Here is a 17,343-nt window from a genome sequence, read left to right as displayed (position 1 = left end):
CTGGTTGGGTGCCTTTTCGCATCTATGGCCGCCAGCACTCCTGGCCGTAAGCGAGGTTAATGTTGTGCGTGACGAAAAGGACCCCGGCACCCTTGAAATGCCGCTTCCCGCCAAGCGGGGCAGGCCGCCCAAGTACAGTAGCGGTGCTATGTCTGCTGCAGAACGCGCCGCAGCATATCGCCGCAATCGCAAGAACGATGCGCACGCGGCATGGCGAAAGGACGTGTCCGATGCCGCAATGATCGACGCGCTTCGTGATGCGATGGCGCGCGGCGAGGCTGATTACGCGCTCAAGCTACTGGCGGATCTGCGCATGCGTGCTCAGGAGATGAAATCGTGATGCGTCACTATGCGATGCGCTGGTTTGTTGCGGCTGCTGTGGTTTGGGCCGCGATTGGGTTTGCGATCTATGGCCTATTGCCGGCGCTGGAACGCGCATTTCCCAACTAATTGTCACACTGCATTGCTGAGCCTTGCCGCGTCAGTGACTCAAAGCCGTGCTCTGTTTTGATCAGCAACCTGCCACCTTGGCATCGCACCGTGTCCGGCCGATACATGACGTCCTTCGGTAGCTCGACGCTCCGAGTCTCGGTGATCACGTGCGTTTGTACTTCAGCCGTGGGGCAGGGCTGCCTATCGTTGCGTTCCTGTGTCAATGCGCTTTTGTTGGCCACCATGCCGAACGTGGTTCCTATCAGCGCTAGTCCTGTTGCGAACGTCGATATTTGCCATCCAGCCTTATCCATCTCGCCCCCTGTCTGTGTCTATGCCGGCATTCTAGGGGTGTAGGGGCAGCGCCCCTACGGATAACGCCTCACCCGCGCCACGGACATGTCGGCCTGGTCAATGCCGGCCCACACCCGCACCCACGGCGAACCCCGCATCAGCCACCCACTGAAGACCGCTGTTCGCGCCTTTGCCGCAGCACGTCCCGCAGGTAGATTACGTCGCAGATCTGCGAATCACTTTTTGAAACCTTTGCGCCGCAAGGCTTTCCAGCGTTCTTGAGCTCGAGGCCTCGCGCTTTTCGTTCCTCGCTCATCATGTTCGACCATTCCCGTGCGATGGTGCAGGTCAGCGCCAGGTAGCTCAGTTGTCCAGGCTCCATGCCTCGACCTTCGGGCGTGACCAGGTAGCCGTTCTGAAACGAAAAACCGGCCCATTGGCCGGTCAGTGTCCGATTACGCATGTGCCGAACTCCATTCGGCGTGCCATCGTCGCCGCCGCTGCGTGAGCGCAGCAGCAAACGAACCCAGCAAGCGCCGCAAGCGCTTTGACATAATATACATTATGCGAAATAGGATCTGGTGGATCTGGCTCTGGATCAAATCTTGCCTGCCCAATTGATTGCCGACACTGAATCGCCCCACTGGCAGCCAGCATATGCCCCAACTGGCACCGACAAATGCCCCAACGTCGATAGGCCTCCAACAAATTGCCTCTTTTTCAGAGCGCTACCGGCAAGCTGCCCCAAATTCGACGACAGAACTCTCTGCGGTGGGCACCGCACTCTTTGATGGTCCACCGACGCACTCTGAGTATCCATTTAACGCAGTCAAGGGGGCCTATAGTTCCGGGAACGAAGTAATGAGTGCCTGGTTTTCCCAGTCGCGCACTCTGGGGGGCGAACAATTGAAGGTGGCCCGGCGTTTGGCGTCCTTGCTTGCCGCTGCCTGTCACGGGTTTTGGGCTCTATGGCCCGCGCAGCTGCTGAGGCAGATCGCTTAACGTAAATGGCGGGCCTGATCGACCTTGCCCAGCGCATGCTTTCCGGTGGCGCCAACCCGGTTCCGAAATTCCCCGCGCTCCCGCTGGTGCTGTCGCCCCCTGCGCTTCCAGTCACACGTTCAACGTCGCCAGTTGCTGATCCAGGCGTTCGTTGCGGGCGAAGGCCCGTTGAGCTGACGATGCAGGCGATTGCCTACGAGGATACGTGCCGTCGCTCAAATCCGATGAGGACCTTTGGGGTAACTGCGGAACCAGTCCTGCTCGAACTGCGAGGTCAAGTAAGGCCGCACAAACGCCGACTGTGTGAGGTCCCGCAACCGCTCCTCATGTTGGGCGATGGCTTCCACATCACTGAGTGTCGGGTAGTGACGCAACAGCCGATAGGCTTCCTCGCGCACGGACTTGGGTACGGCTTGGCTGCCGGCGAGTTCCTTGAGAAACGCTCCGGCCTGCAGCAGGTTGCGAGTACGCTCGTCAGGCAGGGTCATGCGAATACTCACCAAAGCTAAGGAATTCTTAGCGTAGCGCTTAGCCCCGCCCGCGTGCCAGCGGCGAGGGCGCAGCCTACCGCTTGGCTACCCTGCGCGTGGCACGAGCAGCCTCTTTCTTGATGGCAGGCCGCGCCTTGGCTGGCCGTGGTTGTGCGAGCGCTTGGGCCCGTGCCTGGGCTGCGGCACTCTCACGCTCGGCGCTATGCTGGGCCCGTTCGGCCGCACGTCGGGCTTGATCGGCCTCGCGCAGTGCCGCGACATGTTCGCGGGCCTGCGTAGCCAGTTGGGCTTTTTGCGCCTTGGTTTCCTGACGCAGCCGATCAATCTCGGTGTAAGCCCGGTCCTCGACCTGGCGCAGGTGCGTCTGCAGGGTCTCGCGTTCGCCCGCAGCCGTGCTTCGTTCCTGCTCCAGACGGGATTGGGCGCTGTGCAACTGCGCTTCCAGGGCATCTCGGCGCCCGCTCAGTTCCTCCAGTTGCCGCTGCAGCGCGACCACCTGTACGGCGAGCTCGCCAGCTCGCTGCTCGCAGACGGCCAACGCCGCCTCAGCGATCTGAGCAGCAACTACCGCCTGCTGGCGTTGTGCCTCAATGGCGGCCATGCGCTCGCGCTCGGCGGTCACGCGGGTTTCGATCTCGGCCTGGGCATTGGCCAGAAAGGCGCGCTCCGGCGCCAGCGCAGCGTCTGCTTGTCCACGCCCGGCCGCTAACGCCAATTCCCACACTTTGGCCAAGGCCACGCCCACATCCTCCGGAACCTCCGGCAGCGCCAGCCGGTGCTCGAGCCGCTGGGAGAGCTGAGTCCACCACGCGTCCAGCAACGGCCCGATCGTATTCGGCGAACCGCGGCCCAGGTGCAGGCGCACGCGTTCGACGGTCGGCCGTTCGCCGGCGCCGAGCAACGCATCGGCCGCCTCAAACACTTCGTTTTCTTGGATTCCTTTGGCCATCTGGATGCCCTCCGACACGAACGCCCTACCCCATTGCCAACCCACGTCCGATAACAGATAGTTATCGGCAGTAGATGCCCTGTAACGTAGTATTTAATACGTACGACATATGAAATCTAACATAATCGCTCCAAGTGTCCCTGCCCTCACCATCCTTGCTCCGGATCGTCTCGCGGCTCAGGCCGCCGACGCCGTGCGTGAACTGGTGGCCGAGGCAGCCGCAGCCAATACCACCCGCAGCTATGCCACCGCCCTGCGCTACTGGGCGGCCTGGTTCCAGGGCCGCTTTGGCCAGCCGATCACGTTGCCGGTGCCCGAGCCGGCGGTGGTCCAGTTTGTGGTCGACCACCTGACCCGGCGCGGCAAGAACGGCCTGATCTGGGAACTGCCGCCTACACTGGACGCGCACTTGGTCGCCGCCGGCCTCAAGCAGAAGCCCGGTGCATTCAAGCTGAGCACTGTCGTTCACCGCGTAGCCGTGCTCTCGGCCGCCCATCAGGCGCACAAAGCCGCTAACCCGTGTGAAGCGCCTGCGGTGCGCCAGCTGCTCAAACGCGGCCGTCGGGCGGCGGTCAAGCGCGGTGAACGACCGCACAAGAAGACAGCCATTACCCGTCCAGAGCTAGAGGCACTATTGGCGACCTGTGACGACTCATTGGAGGGGCTTCGGGATAAAGCATTGCTGCTGTTTGGCTTTGCCAGTGGCGGACGCCGACGTAGTGAGATCGCGGCGGCCGACTGGCAGGACCTGCGCCGTATCGGCGAAGACACTTTCATCTATCGGCTGGAGCACAGCAAAACCCAGCAGGCTGGTCCGAGCGCCACTGCTACACCCGACAAACCCGTTCTTGGCCGTGCAGGGGGCGCCCTGGCTGCGTGGCTGAACGCGGCCGGTATCAAAGAGGGTCCCCTCTTCCGCCGCCTGTGGGGTGAACGCGTCGGCCCTGCCCTGTCGCCGAAGGCGGTTGCAGCGATCGTGCAGCGGCGGGCATTGCAGGCAGGGTTAAACGGGGACTTTGGCGGCCATAGCCTGCGCTCTGGCTTTATCACCGAGGGTGGTCGCCAGGGCATCGCCCTGCCCGCCCTAATGGCCCTGACTGAGCATCGCTCCGTCGCGCAGGCGATCGGCTACTTTCAGACGGGCAGCGCCACGAAAAATCCAGCTGCAAACCTTCTCGACGAAAACCAGGTTTGAGATCGGATCGAGAGAGCGTTCGCTTGAGAGGTGCGAGCTGGCGCTGGGACAATCACCACCTGTAAACGCCGGCTATCCTTTCCCAAAAAAGAGAATGAACAAGGATCATGCGTAAAAAACCTCGTGAACACCGCGTCCGCGTATGCTCAACCAATGAGGAGTTTCCCCTGGCGACAGCCAAAGGCTTTTTAGCTTATTTCGCTACTGGCGGAGCTGTTACTGAGGTCATTGCCTATCTAGAGCGCCTAGAAAGATATTGGGGTCGCCCGGAACTGCAGCTTGATCCTGCCCAAGCTAGGCTTCGCGATCTTGCAACCTGCCTACGCGCTCAGTTTTCTCTCCCGGCGACATCCAAATTTGTCAACTCTATCGGGCGTGCTGTCGGCGAGTGCGACCAATCCCTGGCCGCGCTCAATCGATACATCAGTCTGGTCGAAGCATCCGCACTCGGAGCCGTTCAAGCTCTACATCAATGCTTTGAAATGCTGGGCCCCTCCATAAAAAAGATACGCGGTGGGCTGTATCCGCGAGATCGATCAATATTTGAAAGCAAGATTAGAAGGATTGAGGAGGAGTTGGTTCCGCTTGCGCAGACTAATGCACTCGTGTCGAGGATGGAGTCCGTCGAGTTGTTCATCTCGCGAGCTGCGTCTGATATTCATTGGTGTATTGACGCACTAGCGGCCAGTGAGCCTAGGCTTAGCAATGTCAATCGGGAAGCGCGTGCTGCAGTACGAATTGGAGTGGTGCCGTCGGGACAATATGCGGAATTCCTGGCGCCTCTTTCTCGAGCGCGCACGCTTTATGCTGACATTGCTTCATCGGTTCGACTTCACCGAGAGCATGCAGCATTTAAGGATAAAGAGCGTGCATACTTAAAGTTGCAAGATCTTTCTGGATTGCCCACAGAATTAGCCCAGTGGTACTTGGGGCGGTGGAGTCCCAATGGTAATGCAATGCGTGCCAAGGCTGGCCTTAGACGGTCTAGCGGTCCCTCACATTTGTGACCGTTGCGCGGCCGACCAACTCTGCTGCTATGCCAGTAACAGAGGCACGAAAACCCAAAGCAGACCCACCAGAACCTTCGACGCCATCGACAACCACTTCCTTGCAGACACCTTCAGCCGTGTGTGCCATTTCGCACAGGCCCCCTGGTTTTAGCGGAAACGGCAAGAGAAGGACGAACGTCGCCAAAGTCATCAGCGAATTGCCGGCAGCTCGGCTGTGGCGATTCGCTCAGACGAGCAAGAAGGCCGCAGGGCGGGCACTGCGGAATCCAGGCGTTCAAGGTGAAGGCGCAGCTCGGCTATGTCCATGGACTTGGGTATCGACAGAGCGGTCGCACTACATGAAACGCAGCACCGCCAGGACAGCGGAAGTCGAATCCTGCACGGCACCGGCACGACACTGCTCAGGCGTCGCACGGGTTGAGCGACCGTTTGGTCCCGCGCCCGGCAACTTAAGATTGTGCCACGGGGACTTCGTCATCTATCGGCCGCGCTCCCTTTGAGTTGTTGGGAAGTTCTAAAACAGCCGTCATCCGAGCCTATGGATGACGGTTCTATACCTGGCGCCAACCAGGCAGTGCAGGATCTGGCCGATCTGATCGACGCCAACGGCATCGTGCGTATGTATGTCACCGAGGCCATCGACCAGACCAGCGCGTTCTCCAAGAACATCACAAACATCCAGGACATGCCGGCCTAAGTTATAGGGAGGAGGTCACATCGGTCCAGGCCTGTAACCCAAGTCCGTTGCCGCCATCGTCCAGCGACGGGCGGTGCTAGACGATTTGAGCGGGGACTTTGCTGGCCGCAGCCTGCGCTCGGGCCTCATCACCGAGGGTGGCCACCACGGCATCGCCGTGCCCGCCCTAATGGTCTGCATCACCGAGCACCGCTCAGTGATGCAGGCTATCTGTTACTTCCAGGCCAGCAGTGATGAAGCCAATCCGGCTGCGGCTGCTTGAGACCGAGCTGTGATCAGTTGCTGTGAGTTAGAGGCTACTCAGCAGGATCGGCTGGAAGAGGCTTACGTCGGCTTTACCTCGGTAAAGAGAATCAACGTCGGCTTGTCCGGAATGCCGTTACGGAAGTATCCGTCAATGTTGGCGAATGCACCCTCCTCAATTCTCAAATTAATTACGCTGACGACGTTGCCGTTCTTCGTCATCCCCCCTCTTACGAGATTGTAGAGTTTGGTGGTGTCTACAGACTTGCCAAGCTTTGCTCGTGCCTCTTCAGCCAGCCAAAGGGCAACTGGTAGGCTCGCCTCATCAGCGAGATAGCACTGCTTGTCGTTGAAGGCGACCTGCAGGGTTCTGATGTCCCCATCCTCATTTAAGTACCCCAGCGGTTTGTCGCAGTTGTAGCCCTTACCCCAGAGATACAATCGCCCCGGACGCATCTGAACTCTTGTGGCTTTAAGCTGGGCCGGGCGCGTCATGTGATTTGCGGTAGCGTTAAGAAACTGCGTGGCAATATCGTGACGCAGGCGACCGACCACTCTTTGTCCCTTTCGGCGTGCAAGCTTGATGAATAAATTTATCGGCACCGACACGGTTCGGCCGCTGACGAATCTGAGGTCAAATTCCTGCTCATCCACGCGAAGGCCACGAGCGACTAAGTCTTGCGTGTCATGTGTGGGGACTGTGCGATCATTGACCTCAATAGCGGTGGCCATGGCTAGTGTCGCGGACAGGCTGCTGTTAGGAACTTCTCCAGGCGAGACCACTCGAACGGAGCCGTTAAGATCACATTGCTGAGTTATATGAACCCAGCACTGTGTGCCGACTGCCAATGTCTCCGGAGCAATTACGGCCCCGAAGGGCACTAGCCGATTGAACTTCCTAGCTAGTTCGTTGGCGCTGACGTTACGCAGCGAGCCGATCGGCTTGAAGCCGGTCCAGTTGTAGTGAGAAACCAGGTTCCGGCCGGGTTTTGGGTCTGCATACGGTGCAACAAACCGTTCACCAATACTGATCTTTTTTCCGTCAGATTTCAGATGCGATTGGAAAGCAAGATCCAGATCCTCAACGGCGGTGGCAACAGCTTCTACACCCTCTACATGCCAAAGGTACTCTCGAGCAACTAGCTCATTAAGGTGTGCATCGTAAGGATCATCATCGCTATTGGCGCTTAAATGGATCTCTTGCATCGCAGCAGCATCAAGATTCCATAAAGTCTGGCTTGCGGCCTGCTGTCCCGCGGCAAGCCCTTCAATCCAAGCTCGCACGAACACGCGTGTATGCTGTGCAACGGAACGCTGCCGATTGAGTTGCTCGTAACTCAACTGTAGTCCCACCACACCGAATGCTTGCTTCCGCACTTCACGTTTCTGTAGCAGTAGAAGGCCGGCGGCACTGATCTGCGAGTCCGAAGAAAAGCGCGGACGGTTGTCGATCATTTCTTCGCGACTGGATAGAACGATCAAGCAAGGGAGTGGAGCTGTGTCGTTGGCAAGTCGCTTTAGGTAGGTAACCAGCTCGTCCACGGCGGCGGCACTGTTCGCCAGAACAAGATCCAGGATGACCAGGTCGTATGCCCGCAAAGCATTTGGTGGCTCCGGCCGCGTGGCCTGAAAGGTCAGCTTAAAGTCGGGTTCTGGATAAGCCATCTCAATCAGCTTCCGCAATGCTGTCACGCTGTCGGCATACTCGTGAAAGGAAGTAAGCATGCCCGCCGCAGGAAACTCGGCGTTGCGCATGGCTTCACTGAGCACCACCGATATAAAATCTTGAGATGCAAAAAAGTCCGCAACTTCATTCGGCGTGACAGCGTCATAGGGCTTCTTCCCCGCCACTTGTGCGCGTACGATCTCCCAGACTGCTTCTGTAGTCTCACTGTTGATGTCCGCGATTTCAGCAAAGAAATCAGCTGTGTACTCACGCATATGCGCGGACGTGAGTGCAGTGAGTTCATCATCGATAACGAGCACGTTAAGGATTGGCTTTTGTCCCGCCGTTCCATCGACTTCGATTTTAGTTAGCCATGGGGATGTTGCCGCATTTACTGTTTCAGGCTTACCTGCAGGGCTATTGCTTCCAACCGGTGCCCCAACGATCGCAATGACGTCGGAAGTCACTTGTTCGCCATCTTTCGGGGGCATTAAGGCGTTGTTCGTGTTCACAGCCTCCGGCTTCGCTCTCGCGCATACGGAAGCAGCGGCTGGCTCGCTTTGAGGTGCTGATTCGTCAAAAGGAAACATCACCTACTCCTTGGGAAGTTCCAGCATAAAAGTGCGCAATCTACCGTCAGTCTCTGGATTGGGATCAAGATAGAGCTTGCCGCCGTGGTAGGCCACCAACTCTGACGCAATGTAAAGACCTAATCCTTTGCCTTTGTGGCGGGTCGAGTAGTACGGACGGAAGATCTCGTGAACATAGCGAGGATCAATGCCTGGGCCGTTGTCGCGGATGAACATTGTTAGAGCCACGGAATCAATATTGATATCGATTCGTCGATTCTTGTCACCTTGACGTACTCCCTGCTTGAGCCAATAGACAGAATTGGTAAGAAGATTCTCCAGGACCTGAGCTATCAGGCCTTTAACCATATTGACTTCCAATGTCCAGTTATCGGAAGGCTCGTCATCCACGGTTACCTTGAACGCGATCTCATGACGTTCAAAGCGATTTTTGAATCCCTTACCAATGGTCAGCGTTTGTGCCACAGCATCGTAGGGCTCTTTACGCTGCCGTCCAGAAGGACTCATCGCATCAACTGTTCGAATGCGCTTGTTGGTAGCTACGATTTGCTTACGCAGGTTCTCCACAACGTCTACCGCATTTCCCTTACTTCCAGATTTCTCAAAATCGGATAGCAGCTCACCTGTGCGCTCGGTCAGCCGCGACAGCTCGTGGATAACGATTTCAACCACGAGCCCAATATTGGCAAGCTCAAGCAACTCCACCCGAGTCTCTCGGGCTATGGCGAGAGCATTTTTCATCGTCCTGACGTACTCGACTTGACCTTCCAGTGACTGTCGAATTTCCGTGACACGGTGGCGCTCTTCCCGCGGCAGTAATTTGCCAATAAGATCAATGTCACGAATAGTACGCTTGAGGCCTTCCTCTGAAGCTTTAAGCGACTCAGTCGTAGATTCCTCGGCGATCGCGACCTTAACCTCGGCTTCGCGCACGGTATTAATATGCATACGAAGATCGCGTACTAGCACCTCGCCCATCAGGCGCTTGAGTAGTTCCTGCTCTGGGCAAGCAATCAGGCGTTCGCGATTTGCAGAATCGACTAGGGCCGGGTTGGTTTTAGATGAGATCGCGATGCTTCCGACGGTCTGATAACGGTTCAATGCGAAGCCCTTCGCGCGCAGTGCACCGCTATCCCATTCGAGCCAGTCGTCGTCCATGCCGCCAGTCTTGCCAACTCGAAAATTGTCACGATACACAGCGAACCCTCCGCACCAATCGTTAAGTTCGTCAGCCACCTCTTTGCGAGACCGATCAACTTCCCCAAGGGTAAGCATGTTTCGGTTGAACCATAAGCAGTTGGCGGTAAAGCGGCCCAAGTCACGGAAGGTAGAGGGGATTATTTCAAGTTCGCCTACCAAATCCTTCAAGCTCCAGCTGCGAACTTCTTTGCTGGAGTTTCCACGCCATTGAATGGAACGCTGGAAAATCTGGTCACCACCTTCAATTCCTTTAGGATCGAACACGATTTCTGCGCGAAACTGTGAGCATTCGATCAGCCATTTGGGCAGAGTCCCGATCGCTTGCCGACGACCGTTGAGCAAAATATCAACAGGATAAGGGCGGCGGTTGTCAGCAAAGGGATCTTGGAGGCGGCGCATATACATTCGTATGAATATGTCAACTTTGGCTTTGTTCCAGTTGGCCTGTAGCTGTTCGATACGGATATGGGTGCCCTGCTGGGTTGGCGGTGCCGACCCCGCCGGCAACACCGGTACGCTGACCTGCTCTAGAAAGAGGTTCGGGTTATCGAAGATGGTCCAATCGAACTGAATCTTGTTTCGAGTTCCTGAAGAAGCTTGAGTCGACAGTACTGTGGCGGCGTTACCAAGCCGCATCATAGAAAGACGGCCAATGCCCTTGTCGCCGAGCAGAGTCGGGGCGTTATCGCCTCCCTTCTTTCGCTCAATCATCTTGTTGGCTGTGCCGATCACGAGGAAAGAGTCGGCGAGATCCTCCTTCGACATGCCCTTTCCTGTATCTATCACATCGATCATCTGACGAGCGCGCAGTCGACCCAAGAACTCTCGGAAGTGAGCCTTACCGCTACCAGATGCTTCTTGTATCTCATTGATCAACGCTCCGCGTTCGGCGGAACCGATCTCGGCAGATATAGCTCGAGAGACATGCTCACGCGCTTCTCTTACGGTGAACTGACCATCCTCAAGCCGCTGCTCAATTAGCGCCAAGGCATGCGTGTCTACAATGGAAGTGATTCGTACTTCAACGCGTGGAGATTTTGCGTCAAAGGCATTCTTAATCAGTTCGTTGAGGGCTACATCGTCTGAAGTGATCAACTCCGCGCCCAGTTGGCGCAAAGCCCGGGCCGCCACTCGAAATCCCTTTATCATTGGTCGTTGTCCCCCATTCCCATGTGCTACCAGCCATCAGGCTATGGCATGAATATGCTTCACGCGTTGTGCAATCTGCTGTGCTACCCATTGTGCCTGCGCAGGTGTGTTGTCTCGCCCAAAGCCCAATCGCATGACCTCCCTAGCTTGCGCCTCTTCCATTCCTATCGACCGAAGTACGTGCGAGGCACGCAACTCACCCGCGCTGCACGCTGACCCTGTGGAGGCTGAGATCTGCGGTGCCAGACGATCCAGGAGGTCGGCTGCGTCAATGCCTGTCAACTGTAGCGATACCAAGCCGGGGAGGCCTGCGGCGCTCGGACTCAGGGTCTCATGAGCCACGCCCATAGCTTTAAGCTCTGCTGTAAAGGCATGCACTACCGCCTCCAAATGGTGAGCATCCTTGGACCGTCGACTGTTAGCCAGTTCCACCGCTTTGCCGAACCCTACGGCTAGAAAGGCAGGAACAGTACCTGATCGTAATCCGCCCTCCTGGCCTCCTCCTGTAATTTGGGGTCGCATCCGTCCGCGCAACGAAGTACTTACAAACAAAGCGCCTATTCCAGCGGGTCCATAGATCTTATGACTAGAAAGACTAACCAGATCCACGTCCCACTCGATCACACTCACCGCTAGTTTGCCTAGGCTTTGCGCAGCGTCGACATGCAGATGACCTCCCTGCTCTCTTACGATACGACCAATTGCCGCCACATCCTGCACAACACCTAGCTCGTTATTGGCGTGGGCGCAAGTAACCCACAACGGATCTTTCGCCGAGCCGACGTGCTCGCGTAGGACGAGTGACTGAATGTTGCCTCGATGGTCTGCGGGAAGTTCAATCAGCGTTAGGCCTGCGCTGGCCAGATCGTTCGCTGTCTCGAGCAGGCTTTTATGCTCAATATGACTGATCGCAAGTCGTCCGCGAATGCTTGAGCTTGGCCAAACGCCGCGCAGTGCTAAGTTGTTGGCTTCAGTCGCTCCGGAAGTAAACACGATCTCCGACGTGTCAGCGCCGATACATTCTGCGATCTGTGCTCGCGCTTCTTCCACAGCAACCGCAGCGCGCTGCCCGTGAATATTATCGGCATGTGGATTTGCATGGCTCTCACGTAACCACGGCAACATCGCGTCGATCACTTCCTCTGCTGGACGCGTGGATGCGGGGTGATCCAGATAAAGCGGTAGCGAGGCCGGCTGGGTCACTTGTGGCATAAGAGGCAGGCTTTGCCCGAGGCGAAGATGTCCTCTTCTTCATCGAGCTCCGTGATTGGGCGCAATGGATTGCTGCGGATCTTTGCCTTCGCACGAGCTCGACGCAGCTCGTGCTCCCTAACGATCGCTTCCATACGTTCGGGTTGCTCAAGCTCTTCCAATGATTCTCTGTCACTCCATGTGAAGGGAGAACCGTGTTCTAGAGCATTCTTCTCGTAACTTTTGGCTTCTTCATAACGATCAGGATGACGCTCGCGTAAACGTACCCATTCAATCTTTTGTTGGAAGAAGCAAAATGTGCAACCGCTTCGTGAGCGCCAGTCATAATACTTGGGCAGACCTATACCAGCACCCCTAAGCAAATCTAGCACTCCCGCGTGATCAATCTGGGCTTGGCGAAATGGTAGATGGACGGTAAGACCTTCATGTCCAGAGTCATAGCCTTCACGATGCAGCTCATCGGCGCGAATAGCGACGTAACTATGAACACGATCACCAGCATCCAGCCAAGGCTTGATCCAGCTACGAAATGGCACTAGCTTGAGCTGACGTGTACACCAGCGGGTTCGCGGGGATGGCAGGAAGTTTCCATACTCCCGCAACCAGAAATCGAAATCCCGCTGCGGATTCAGCCGCAAGATCGGCTTGCCGAGGAAGCCCTCCAGGCTGCCCAGAAATTCGTAGACTTCCGGCAGCTCTTTGCCCGTATCGGTGAAGAAGTACTGCAGATCCAACTCAGGATGGTGCAAGCGCATGTAGACCGCCAGCGCCGCACTGTCCTTGCCGCCGGAAATGCCCAGAACATGTCGGTCAGCCATGACTTACCTCCTCAGCTTGTAGTTCCTCCAATACCAGGGCGCCAGCTTCAACCAGAGCGGCAAGCAGCAGATCCGGCTTCACGCCTTTCGCACGCAACCGACCGATCAGGTCATCGCGGAGGCGCTTGATCGCCGGTCCGTCCGCCTCGGCGACGTCGATAGTAGCGGACATCGTTTCTTGACCACCGAATACCACCGCCAATGCCCGCCGCCCGCTAGGCCGATCCTTCACTGTGGCCAGGGCTTCGATGCGACGAAATTCAAAAGCCCATTGCGAGAGCTGCACCGCGGCATGGTCAAGATCGCCATCGCTGAACTCCCGCGCCGGCTTGTTCACCGCCAGGGCTGCCAGGCTTTCGATGTCTTCATTGGTGCCGTTATAGGTCGCTAACCTGCCCATGAATGCTTCCAGCTTCAAATCACCGCTGATGCCGCGCACGTCTTTGGCACGCGCCTGCAGGCGTGCAAGCGGACCATCATGATCGATGCGATCAAGCATCTTAGCCGCTAGTGCTTTCAGTGCCAGCGGATAGGCGTGCGTTAGCTCTTCAACAACAGCCCCAACCTCGGCTACAAGGGCTTTGCCGTCGCGACCGGTTCGAAGAATCTCGGGCAGGTCCGCAAAGATGGTTTTGACCGGATCCGACGCCCGGATGAGCAGCGTTCGCGTGTCGCGTGCCCGCTCGCTCAGCCGTGCCGTGCGTTGAGTCCACTGAGGCAAGGCAAGCGTCCACGCCACCAGGGCGCGCGCAGAGTCGAGGGGGTCGGCCGAGACGGGGCGCCGGACGGCTTCTTCCAGGCGCGCTGCCAACAAGGTCAGCATTTGCTTGGCGGAGGCATCCATCCGCACCCACTTCCAGCCGATGCGTGATGGATCCTGAAGCCACTCGTCCACATCGGCGTCGGTCAAGTTTGGACAGAACACGCCATCGACGTACACCGCGATCTCGCTACGGTGCGCGAGCAGGAAAGCCAGTGCCAGGATCGGCAGCACGCCGTGCTTCACGCCATAGGGTATCTGCCGGGCAGTTTCATACCACTGCGCCAGCGATACGGCCTCGTCGGCCTCTATCAGCTGCTGACGCCAGTGTTGCCACAGCGGCGAAAGGGTTTCAGGGCCACTGGAGTCCAGCACTTTCTCTGGCGAGGCAAAGACCCCGTGCCCTTTCACAGTCCGGTGCAAGCCGAGCGCGGCCAGGACTGTGTAGTACAGGCCCGCATCGGCCGGGTATCCGGTGTAGCCCAGCTCTGGTCGGTGCCCATTGGACAACATCCGGTGCATGAGCTGGCGTCGCGCCTTGGCTGCGTTGGAGGACAGCACATCGCGATTGACTAGCTCACTGAAAATGTACGGCGCCTGCTTGAACACCGCATCGCACACTCGGCTGGCGGTCGGCGAGAGTCCTTCATCGGCGGCCGGCTGGTGATGTTTGCCGGCACTGAACCACGCCGCCGTGGCGAAGGCGTCCCGCAGCGCTGCTTCAAGCAGGCCACGCAGTTGCTGCAAGCGTGCACTGATCTCACGCCGGGCAACGCTGTCGTTCTCCAGCGTTGGGGTGAAATCGGCGACGTGATTCAGTGCCGCCAGTTCACTGGCAAACTCGGCCAGGCGATGATGGCCGCGTGGTACCCCAAAAAGGCTCAGGGGATCGGCGGCCTGCTTGGCCAGCGTGCGAGCGGTCTGCTCAAGTTGTTCTGTCGAGGTCTCTTCATCCGGCACAAGCAATACAAAGCGTCCGGTCTGGGAACGGTTGCGCTGATCGCTCAGTTTGACGGCCCCTTGGGGTGTGGTGACCGTCCGTTCGAACCAGCGCAATGTACCGGTCTTGGAATAATGCTTGCGCGCGGTCAGCGGCGGCAACATGCCCAGCAGCTTGAGTTGATCGTCGATGCTTTGGCTGCTTTCGGTCTTGGCTTTGTCCACGGCCGCGTCGATATCGAAGTCGCTGCCTGCGTAGATGGCCCAAGCTTCATTGTGCTTGCGGTAAACGGCAATGCTGGCCGATGCCAAGTCTCGCAAGGCGGTCTGGATCGCCCTGGGGGCGTGTTCGCTGACCGCTTGCTCAAGCACCTCATTACTGGCCGCCAAGCCCGAGCCGTTGCGGAACAGCTCGATCAGCGCGATCGTCTTAGCCAGCGACACGTGAGGCTCACGGAAGCGGGCTTCCACACGTTCGATGGCCTCTGCACTGGTGGCCCAGCGATGGCCATCGGCAGAAGCCAGGATGGACGGCTCGAAGTTCGCGCGCAGGTAGTCCCAGAAGCGCGCTGGTTCGTAGTAGCCGATCGTCTTGCGGGTGTGGCCGGCCAAAAATTCGCGAAACCCCAAGGGCTCGGCCGAGCTCAGGAAGCCGAACACGCTGCGCTCGTTCTGGCCGAACCGTCGGCGCGAACAGGGCCCAAGCAATGCCGCAGTGACAGGATGTAGGGGCCAGCAGCGATCCAGCGCATCGGCCAAGCTCGCCGGCGAGGCGGGCCGGCGGCGCTGGATGGTCTTGGCAATTGCCTGTGCAATGGCCTTGCTGGCGCCGTGAGTTTCCTGGTTCTGGATCGCTCCGCCGATCAAGGCAATGACTTCATCAGTGCCGGCAATCACAGGCACGTCGACAAACCGGCCCTGCACCTTGGCCCACTCGGTTTGAACACCGCGGCCCGAGCGCGAGGCGTACTGATCAAAGGCCTGGTGCAGGACACCCACGACCACCAACTTGCCTTGGCTGCGACTAGCCGCTTCGGCCAGTTCCTGGAAGATATAGATGTCCTCGCCTGCGGCGGCGGCAGCCTCCAGCAACTTGCCCATCTCATCGAGTAGGAGCAGCACACCGCCGTGCTCTGACGCTTCCGAACGTCGCACCAGTTCGGCCACGACGTCGCGCCGGCCATTACGCAGGCGCTTGGCGCCGCGTTGCGGGGCATGCTTGTCAATCGCCTGACCGATGGCATCTTCGATGGACTGCCGGCGCCCGACCACGGGAACGACCAGCCACGGCTTCTTGCTACCAAAAGCCTTCCAGATCTCGTCCTCGTTCTCGATCAGTAGCGCCTGCTGGGCGCGCTTCCTGACGGAGGGAGTGCCTCCGGCCAGTTGGGCCAACGCCAAAGCAAGGGTCGATTTGCCGCCGCCGTAAGGCCCGGTCCAGGTAAAAGCGCGCTGCTGCGATTCGCTGAGGTGGCGCGCGACGATGGTCAGGGCGTTGCGTGCGCTGGCTTGGCAGATGTAGCCATCGAGCGCGTCCTCGCGGGCCTGATCCGATTCCAGTTGCACCGAGCGTTGGAATCGCGGCGTGACGTGTAGGCGCAGGTCGGCGTTACTTGCCATAAGCTTGCTTCAGTAATCGTTGCTTGAGGGCGTTGAGTGTTTCTTTGAACAGCAGACTGACTTGGCGCACACCCGCCGAATCGCTCCAGCGCAATTGGCCCTCAGAAATATCTTCCAAACCGACCAAGCGATCACCAACGGAGTTTTCGTCAAGTTTGAAGATACGGCCGGGCGCCCCGAACTCGTGGGCGATGGTCTCGAAGGACAAGGTGGCTTGGCCCGAGCCTTCTGCGCGCTGCTTAGTTTCCCAGAACTCCAGTAGCGCCAAGGCGAACAGACCATCGGGCAGGGACGATTGCGGACCGCGCTGAAAGCGGAAAGTGCCTGCAGGACCTTCGGCTAGCAGGCCGAGATCGGCAAGTAAGGGCTCGGCGGCATCGTCTGCCTCACGCCCATCGCGTCGGGCCACATAGCAGCGCAGGCAGACCTCGATATCGCGTTTGAGCGTGACCGCCGACACCCGGTGTCCGCCCTGCGCCGCTGCATGACCCAATGCGTCTGCGATCGCTTCGGTATCGAAGGTCTGTTGCGTGATTCGATTGAACACCCACCACCATGTAGTGGAGCGGGTCGCCCGTCCGGCAAGCAACCAATGCACCCACCATGCACTCGCGGGCTTTTCTAAGTAAGGATCGAAGCCGCGGCCACCAAACAACGCCCGGCCGACGTTGCCCACGCCGAGCTTACCGGTGCCCTGCTCTTCGAGCACGTCACAGGCCAAACCCCAATGCCGGATGGCCGATACCATATTCTTACCCACTCCGAATTTCCGGATGCCGTTTTCGGGCGCGAAGGCGGCCTTGGGATTGCCGGCATACTCGGGTGTTGTGGCCGCTTCGTAGGCCTTGCGCAGCCATAGTTGACGCAGCGGGAATGTCTCGTGACCTGAGAATTGGATTGTTTCTGGGAGGGGGACGGTGGCCATGGGCAGAGTCTACTGGCGAACCTCGCCAGGGGCCAAGGATTTCCAAGCGTGGCTCTCACCAGCCGGCTCGCTCTGTATCGATTAATTGAGTCTAACTTGTTGTTTTCGAATAAATTTATCCCAGAGAATGTTCCGCATTTATGTGTGGGTC

Annotated in this window: 13 protein-coding genes; 4 read left to right on the top strand and 9 right to left on the bottom strand. The window is 58.2% G+C overall.

The window, feature by feature from the left end; genetic code table 11:
• The first annotated feature begins 64 nt into the window (after nt 1-64).
• The gene (locus tag AC1KVG_RS01460) at nt 65-340 is read left to right on the top strand and encodes a hypothetical protein (RefSeq protein ID WP_481093279.1); all 276 of its coding nucleotides are present in this window, start codon (nt 65-67) and stop codon (nt 338-340) included.
• Nucleotides 341-883: 543 nt separating this feature from the next.
• Here AC1KVG_RS01460 and AC1KVG_RS01455 read toward each other — a convergent pair.
• The 3 genes from AC1KVG_RS01455 to AC1KVG_RS01445 form a co-directional block, all read right to left on the bottom strand.
• A complete protein-coding gene (locus AC1KVG_RS01455) occupies nt 884-1,189 on the bottom strand; it encodes a DUF3653 domain-containing protein (protein WP_481093278.1) in 306 nt (101 codons plus the stop codon).
• 754 nt (nt 1,190-1,943) lie between these two features.
• Nucleotides 1,944-2,216, bottom strand: coding sequence for a BPSL0761 family protein (locus AC1KVG_RS01450; protein WP_065031337.1), 273 nt, complete (start codon nt 2,214-2,216; stop codon nt 1,944-1,946).
• 76 nt (nt 2,217-2,292) lie between these two features.
• Nucleotides 2,293-3,186 carry a DNA-binding protein gene (locus AC1KVG_RS01445; RefSeq protein ID WP_481093277.1) on the bottom strand — a complete coding sequence of 298 codons (894 nt, stop codon included), beginning with the start codon at nt 3,184-3,186 and terminating at the stop codon, nt 2,293-2,295.
• A 91-nt stretch (nt 3,187-3,277) separates the two neighbouring features.
• Between AC1KVG_RS01445 and AC1KVG_RS01440 the strand changes: the two genes are divergently transcribed.
• The 3 genes from AC1KVG_RS01440 to AC1KVG_RS01430 all read left to right on the top strand — a co-directional run bounded on the left by AC1KVG_RS01440 (nt 3,278) and on the right by AC1KVG_RS01430 (nt 6,332).
• Nucleotides 3,278-4,363: a site-specific integrase gene (locus AC1KVG_RS01440; RefSeq protein ID WP_481093276.1), complete on the top strand. Its 1,086-nt coding sequence runs from the start codon at nt 3,278-3,280 to the stop codon at nt 4,361-4,363.
• A gap of 1,548 nt (nt 4,364-5,911) precedes the next feature.
• Nucleotides 5,912-6,070: a hypothetical protein gene (locus AC1KVG_RS01435; protein ID WP_481093275.1), complete on the top strand. Its 159-nt coding sequence runs from the start codon at nt 5,912-5,914 to the stop codon at nt 6,068-6,070.
• Between the two features lie 73 nt (nt 6,071-6,143).
• Entirely contained in the window at nt 6,144-6,332 is a 189-nt protein-coding gene (locus AC1KVG_RS01430) for a hypothetical protein (protein ID WP_481093274.1), read from the top strand.
• 62 nt (nt 6,333-6,394) lie between these two features.
• On the opposite strand, the gene AC1KVG_RS01425 is transcribed toward AC1KVG_RS01430, so the two are convergent.
• From AC1KVG_RS01425 to AC1KVG_RS01400, 6 genes are all read right to left on the bottom strand, one after another.
• Entirely contained in the window at nt 6,395-8,491 is a 2,097-nt protein-coding gene (locus AC1KVG_RS01425) for a hypothetical protein (RefSeq protein ID WP_481093273.1), read from the bottom strand.
• Nucleotides 8,492-8,572: 81 nt separating this feature from the next.
• On the bottom strand, nt 8,573-10,918 hold the full coding sequence (locus tag AC1KVG_RS01420; protein WP_481093272.1) for an ATP-binding protein: 2,346 nt from the start codon (nt 10,916-10,918) through the stop codon (nt 8,573-8,575).
• Between the two features lie 36 nt (nt 10,919-10,954).
• Nucleotides 10,955-12,130: a cysteine desulfurase family protein gene (locus tag AC1KVG_RS01415; protein ID WP_481093271.1), complete on the bottom strand. Its 1,176-nt coding sequence runs from the start codon at nt 12,128-12,130 to the stop codon at nt 10,955-10,957.
• A complete protein-coding gene (locus AC1KVG_RS01410; protein WP_481093270.1) occupies nt 12,118-12,948 on the bottom strand; it encodes a phosphoadenosine phosphosulfate reductase domain-containing protein in 831 nt (276 codons plus the stop codon). The genes AC1KVG_RS01415 and AC1KVG_RS01410 overlap by 13 nt, the downstream gene beginning before the upstream one ends.
• Entirely contained in the window at nt 12,941-16,267 is a 3,327-nt protein-coding gene (locus tag AC1KVG_RS01405) for a hypothetical protein (protein ID WP_481093269.1), read from the bottom strand. The genes AC1KVG_RS01410 and AC1KVG_RS01405 overlap by 8 nt, the downstream gene beginning before the upstream one ends.
• A complete protein-coding gene (locus tag AC1KVG_RS01400; RefSeq protein ID WP_481093268.1) occupies nt 16,257-17,192 on the bottom strand; it encodes a DUF4007 family protein in 936 nt (311 codons plus the stop codon). The genes AC1KVG_RS01405 and AC1KVG_RS01400 overlap by 11 nt, the downstream gene beginning before the upstream one ends.
• Between the last annotated feature and the right edge of the window lie 151 nt (nt 17,193-17,343).

The sequence above is a fragment of the Xanthomonas sp. NCPPB 3959 genome (assembly GCF_056675575.1).
The sequence above is the reverse complement of the archived record's forward strand: the minus strand, read 5'-3'. Positions and strand labels throughout refer to the sequence as shown.

Excerpts from the sequence above, each read along its gene's own strand:
- AC1KVG_RS01455 (WP_481093278.1), bottom strand. The coding sequence starts at position 1,189 with ATGCGTAATCGGACACTGACCGGCCAATGGGCCGGTTTTTCGTTTCAG.
- AC1KVG_RS01450 (WP_065031337.1), bottom strand. The coding sequence starts at position 2,216 with ATGACCCTGCCTGACGAGCGTACTCGCAACCTGCTGCAGGCCGGAGCG.
- AC1KVG_RS01440 (WP_481093276.1), top strand. The coding sequence starts at position 3,278 with ATGAAATCTAACATAATCGCTCCAAGTGTCCCTGCCCTCACCATCCTT.
- AC1KVG_RS01435 (WP_481093275.1), top strand. The coding sequence starts at position 5,912 with ATGGATGACGGTTCTATACCTGGCGCCAACCAGGCAGTGCAGGATCTG.
- AC1KVG_RS01420 (WP_481093272.1), bottom strand. The coding sequence starts at position 10,918 with ATGATAAAGGGATTTCGAGTGGCGGCCCGGGCTTTGCGCCAACTGGGC.
- AC1KVG_RS01415 (WP_481093271.1), bottom strand. The coding sequence starts at position 12,130 with ATGCCACAAGTGACCCAGCCGGCCTCGCTACCGCTTTATCTGGATCAC.
- AC1KVG_RS01410 (WP_481093270.1), bottom strand. The coding sequence starts at position 12,948 with ATGGCTGACCGACATGTTCTGGGCATTTCCGGCGGCAAGGACAGTGCG.
- AC1KVG_RS01405 (WP_481093269.1), bottom strand. The coding sequence starts at position 16,267 with ATGGCAAGTAACGCCGACCTGCGCCTACACGTCACGCCGCGATTCCAA.
- AC1KVG_RS01400 (WP_481093268.1), bottom strand. The coding sequence starts at position 17,192 with ATGGCCACCGTCCCCCTCCCAGAAACAATCCAATTCTCAGGTCACGAG.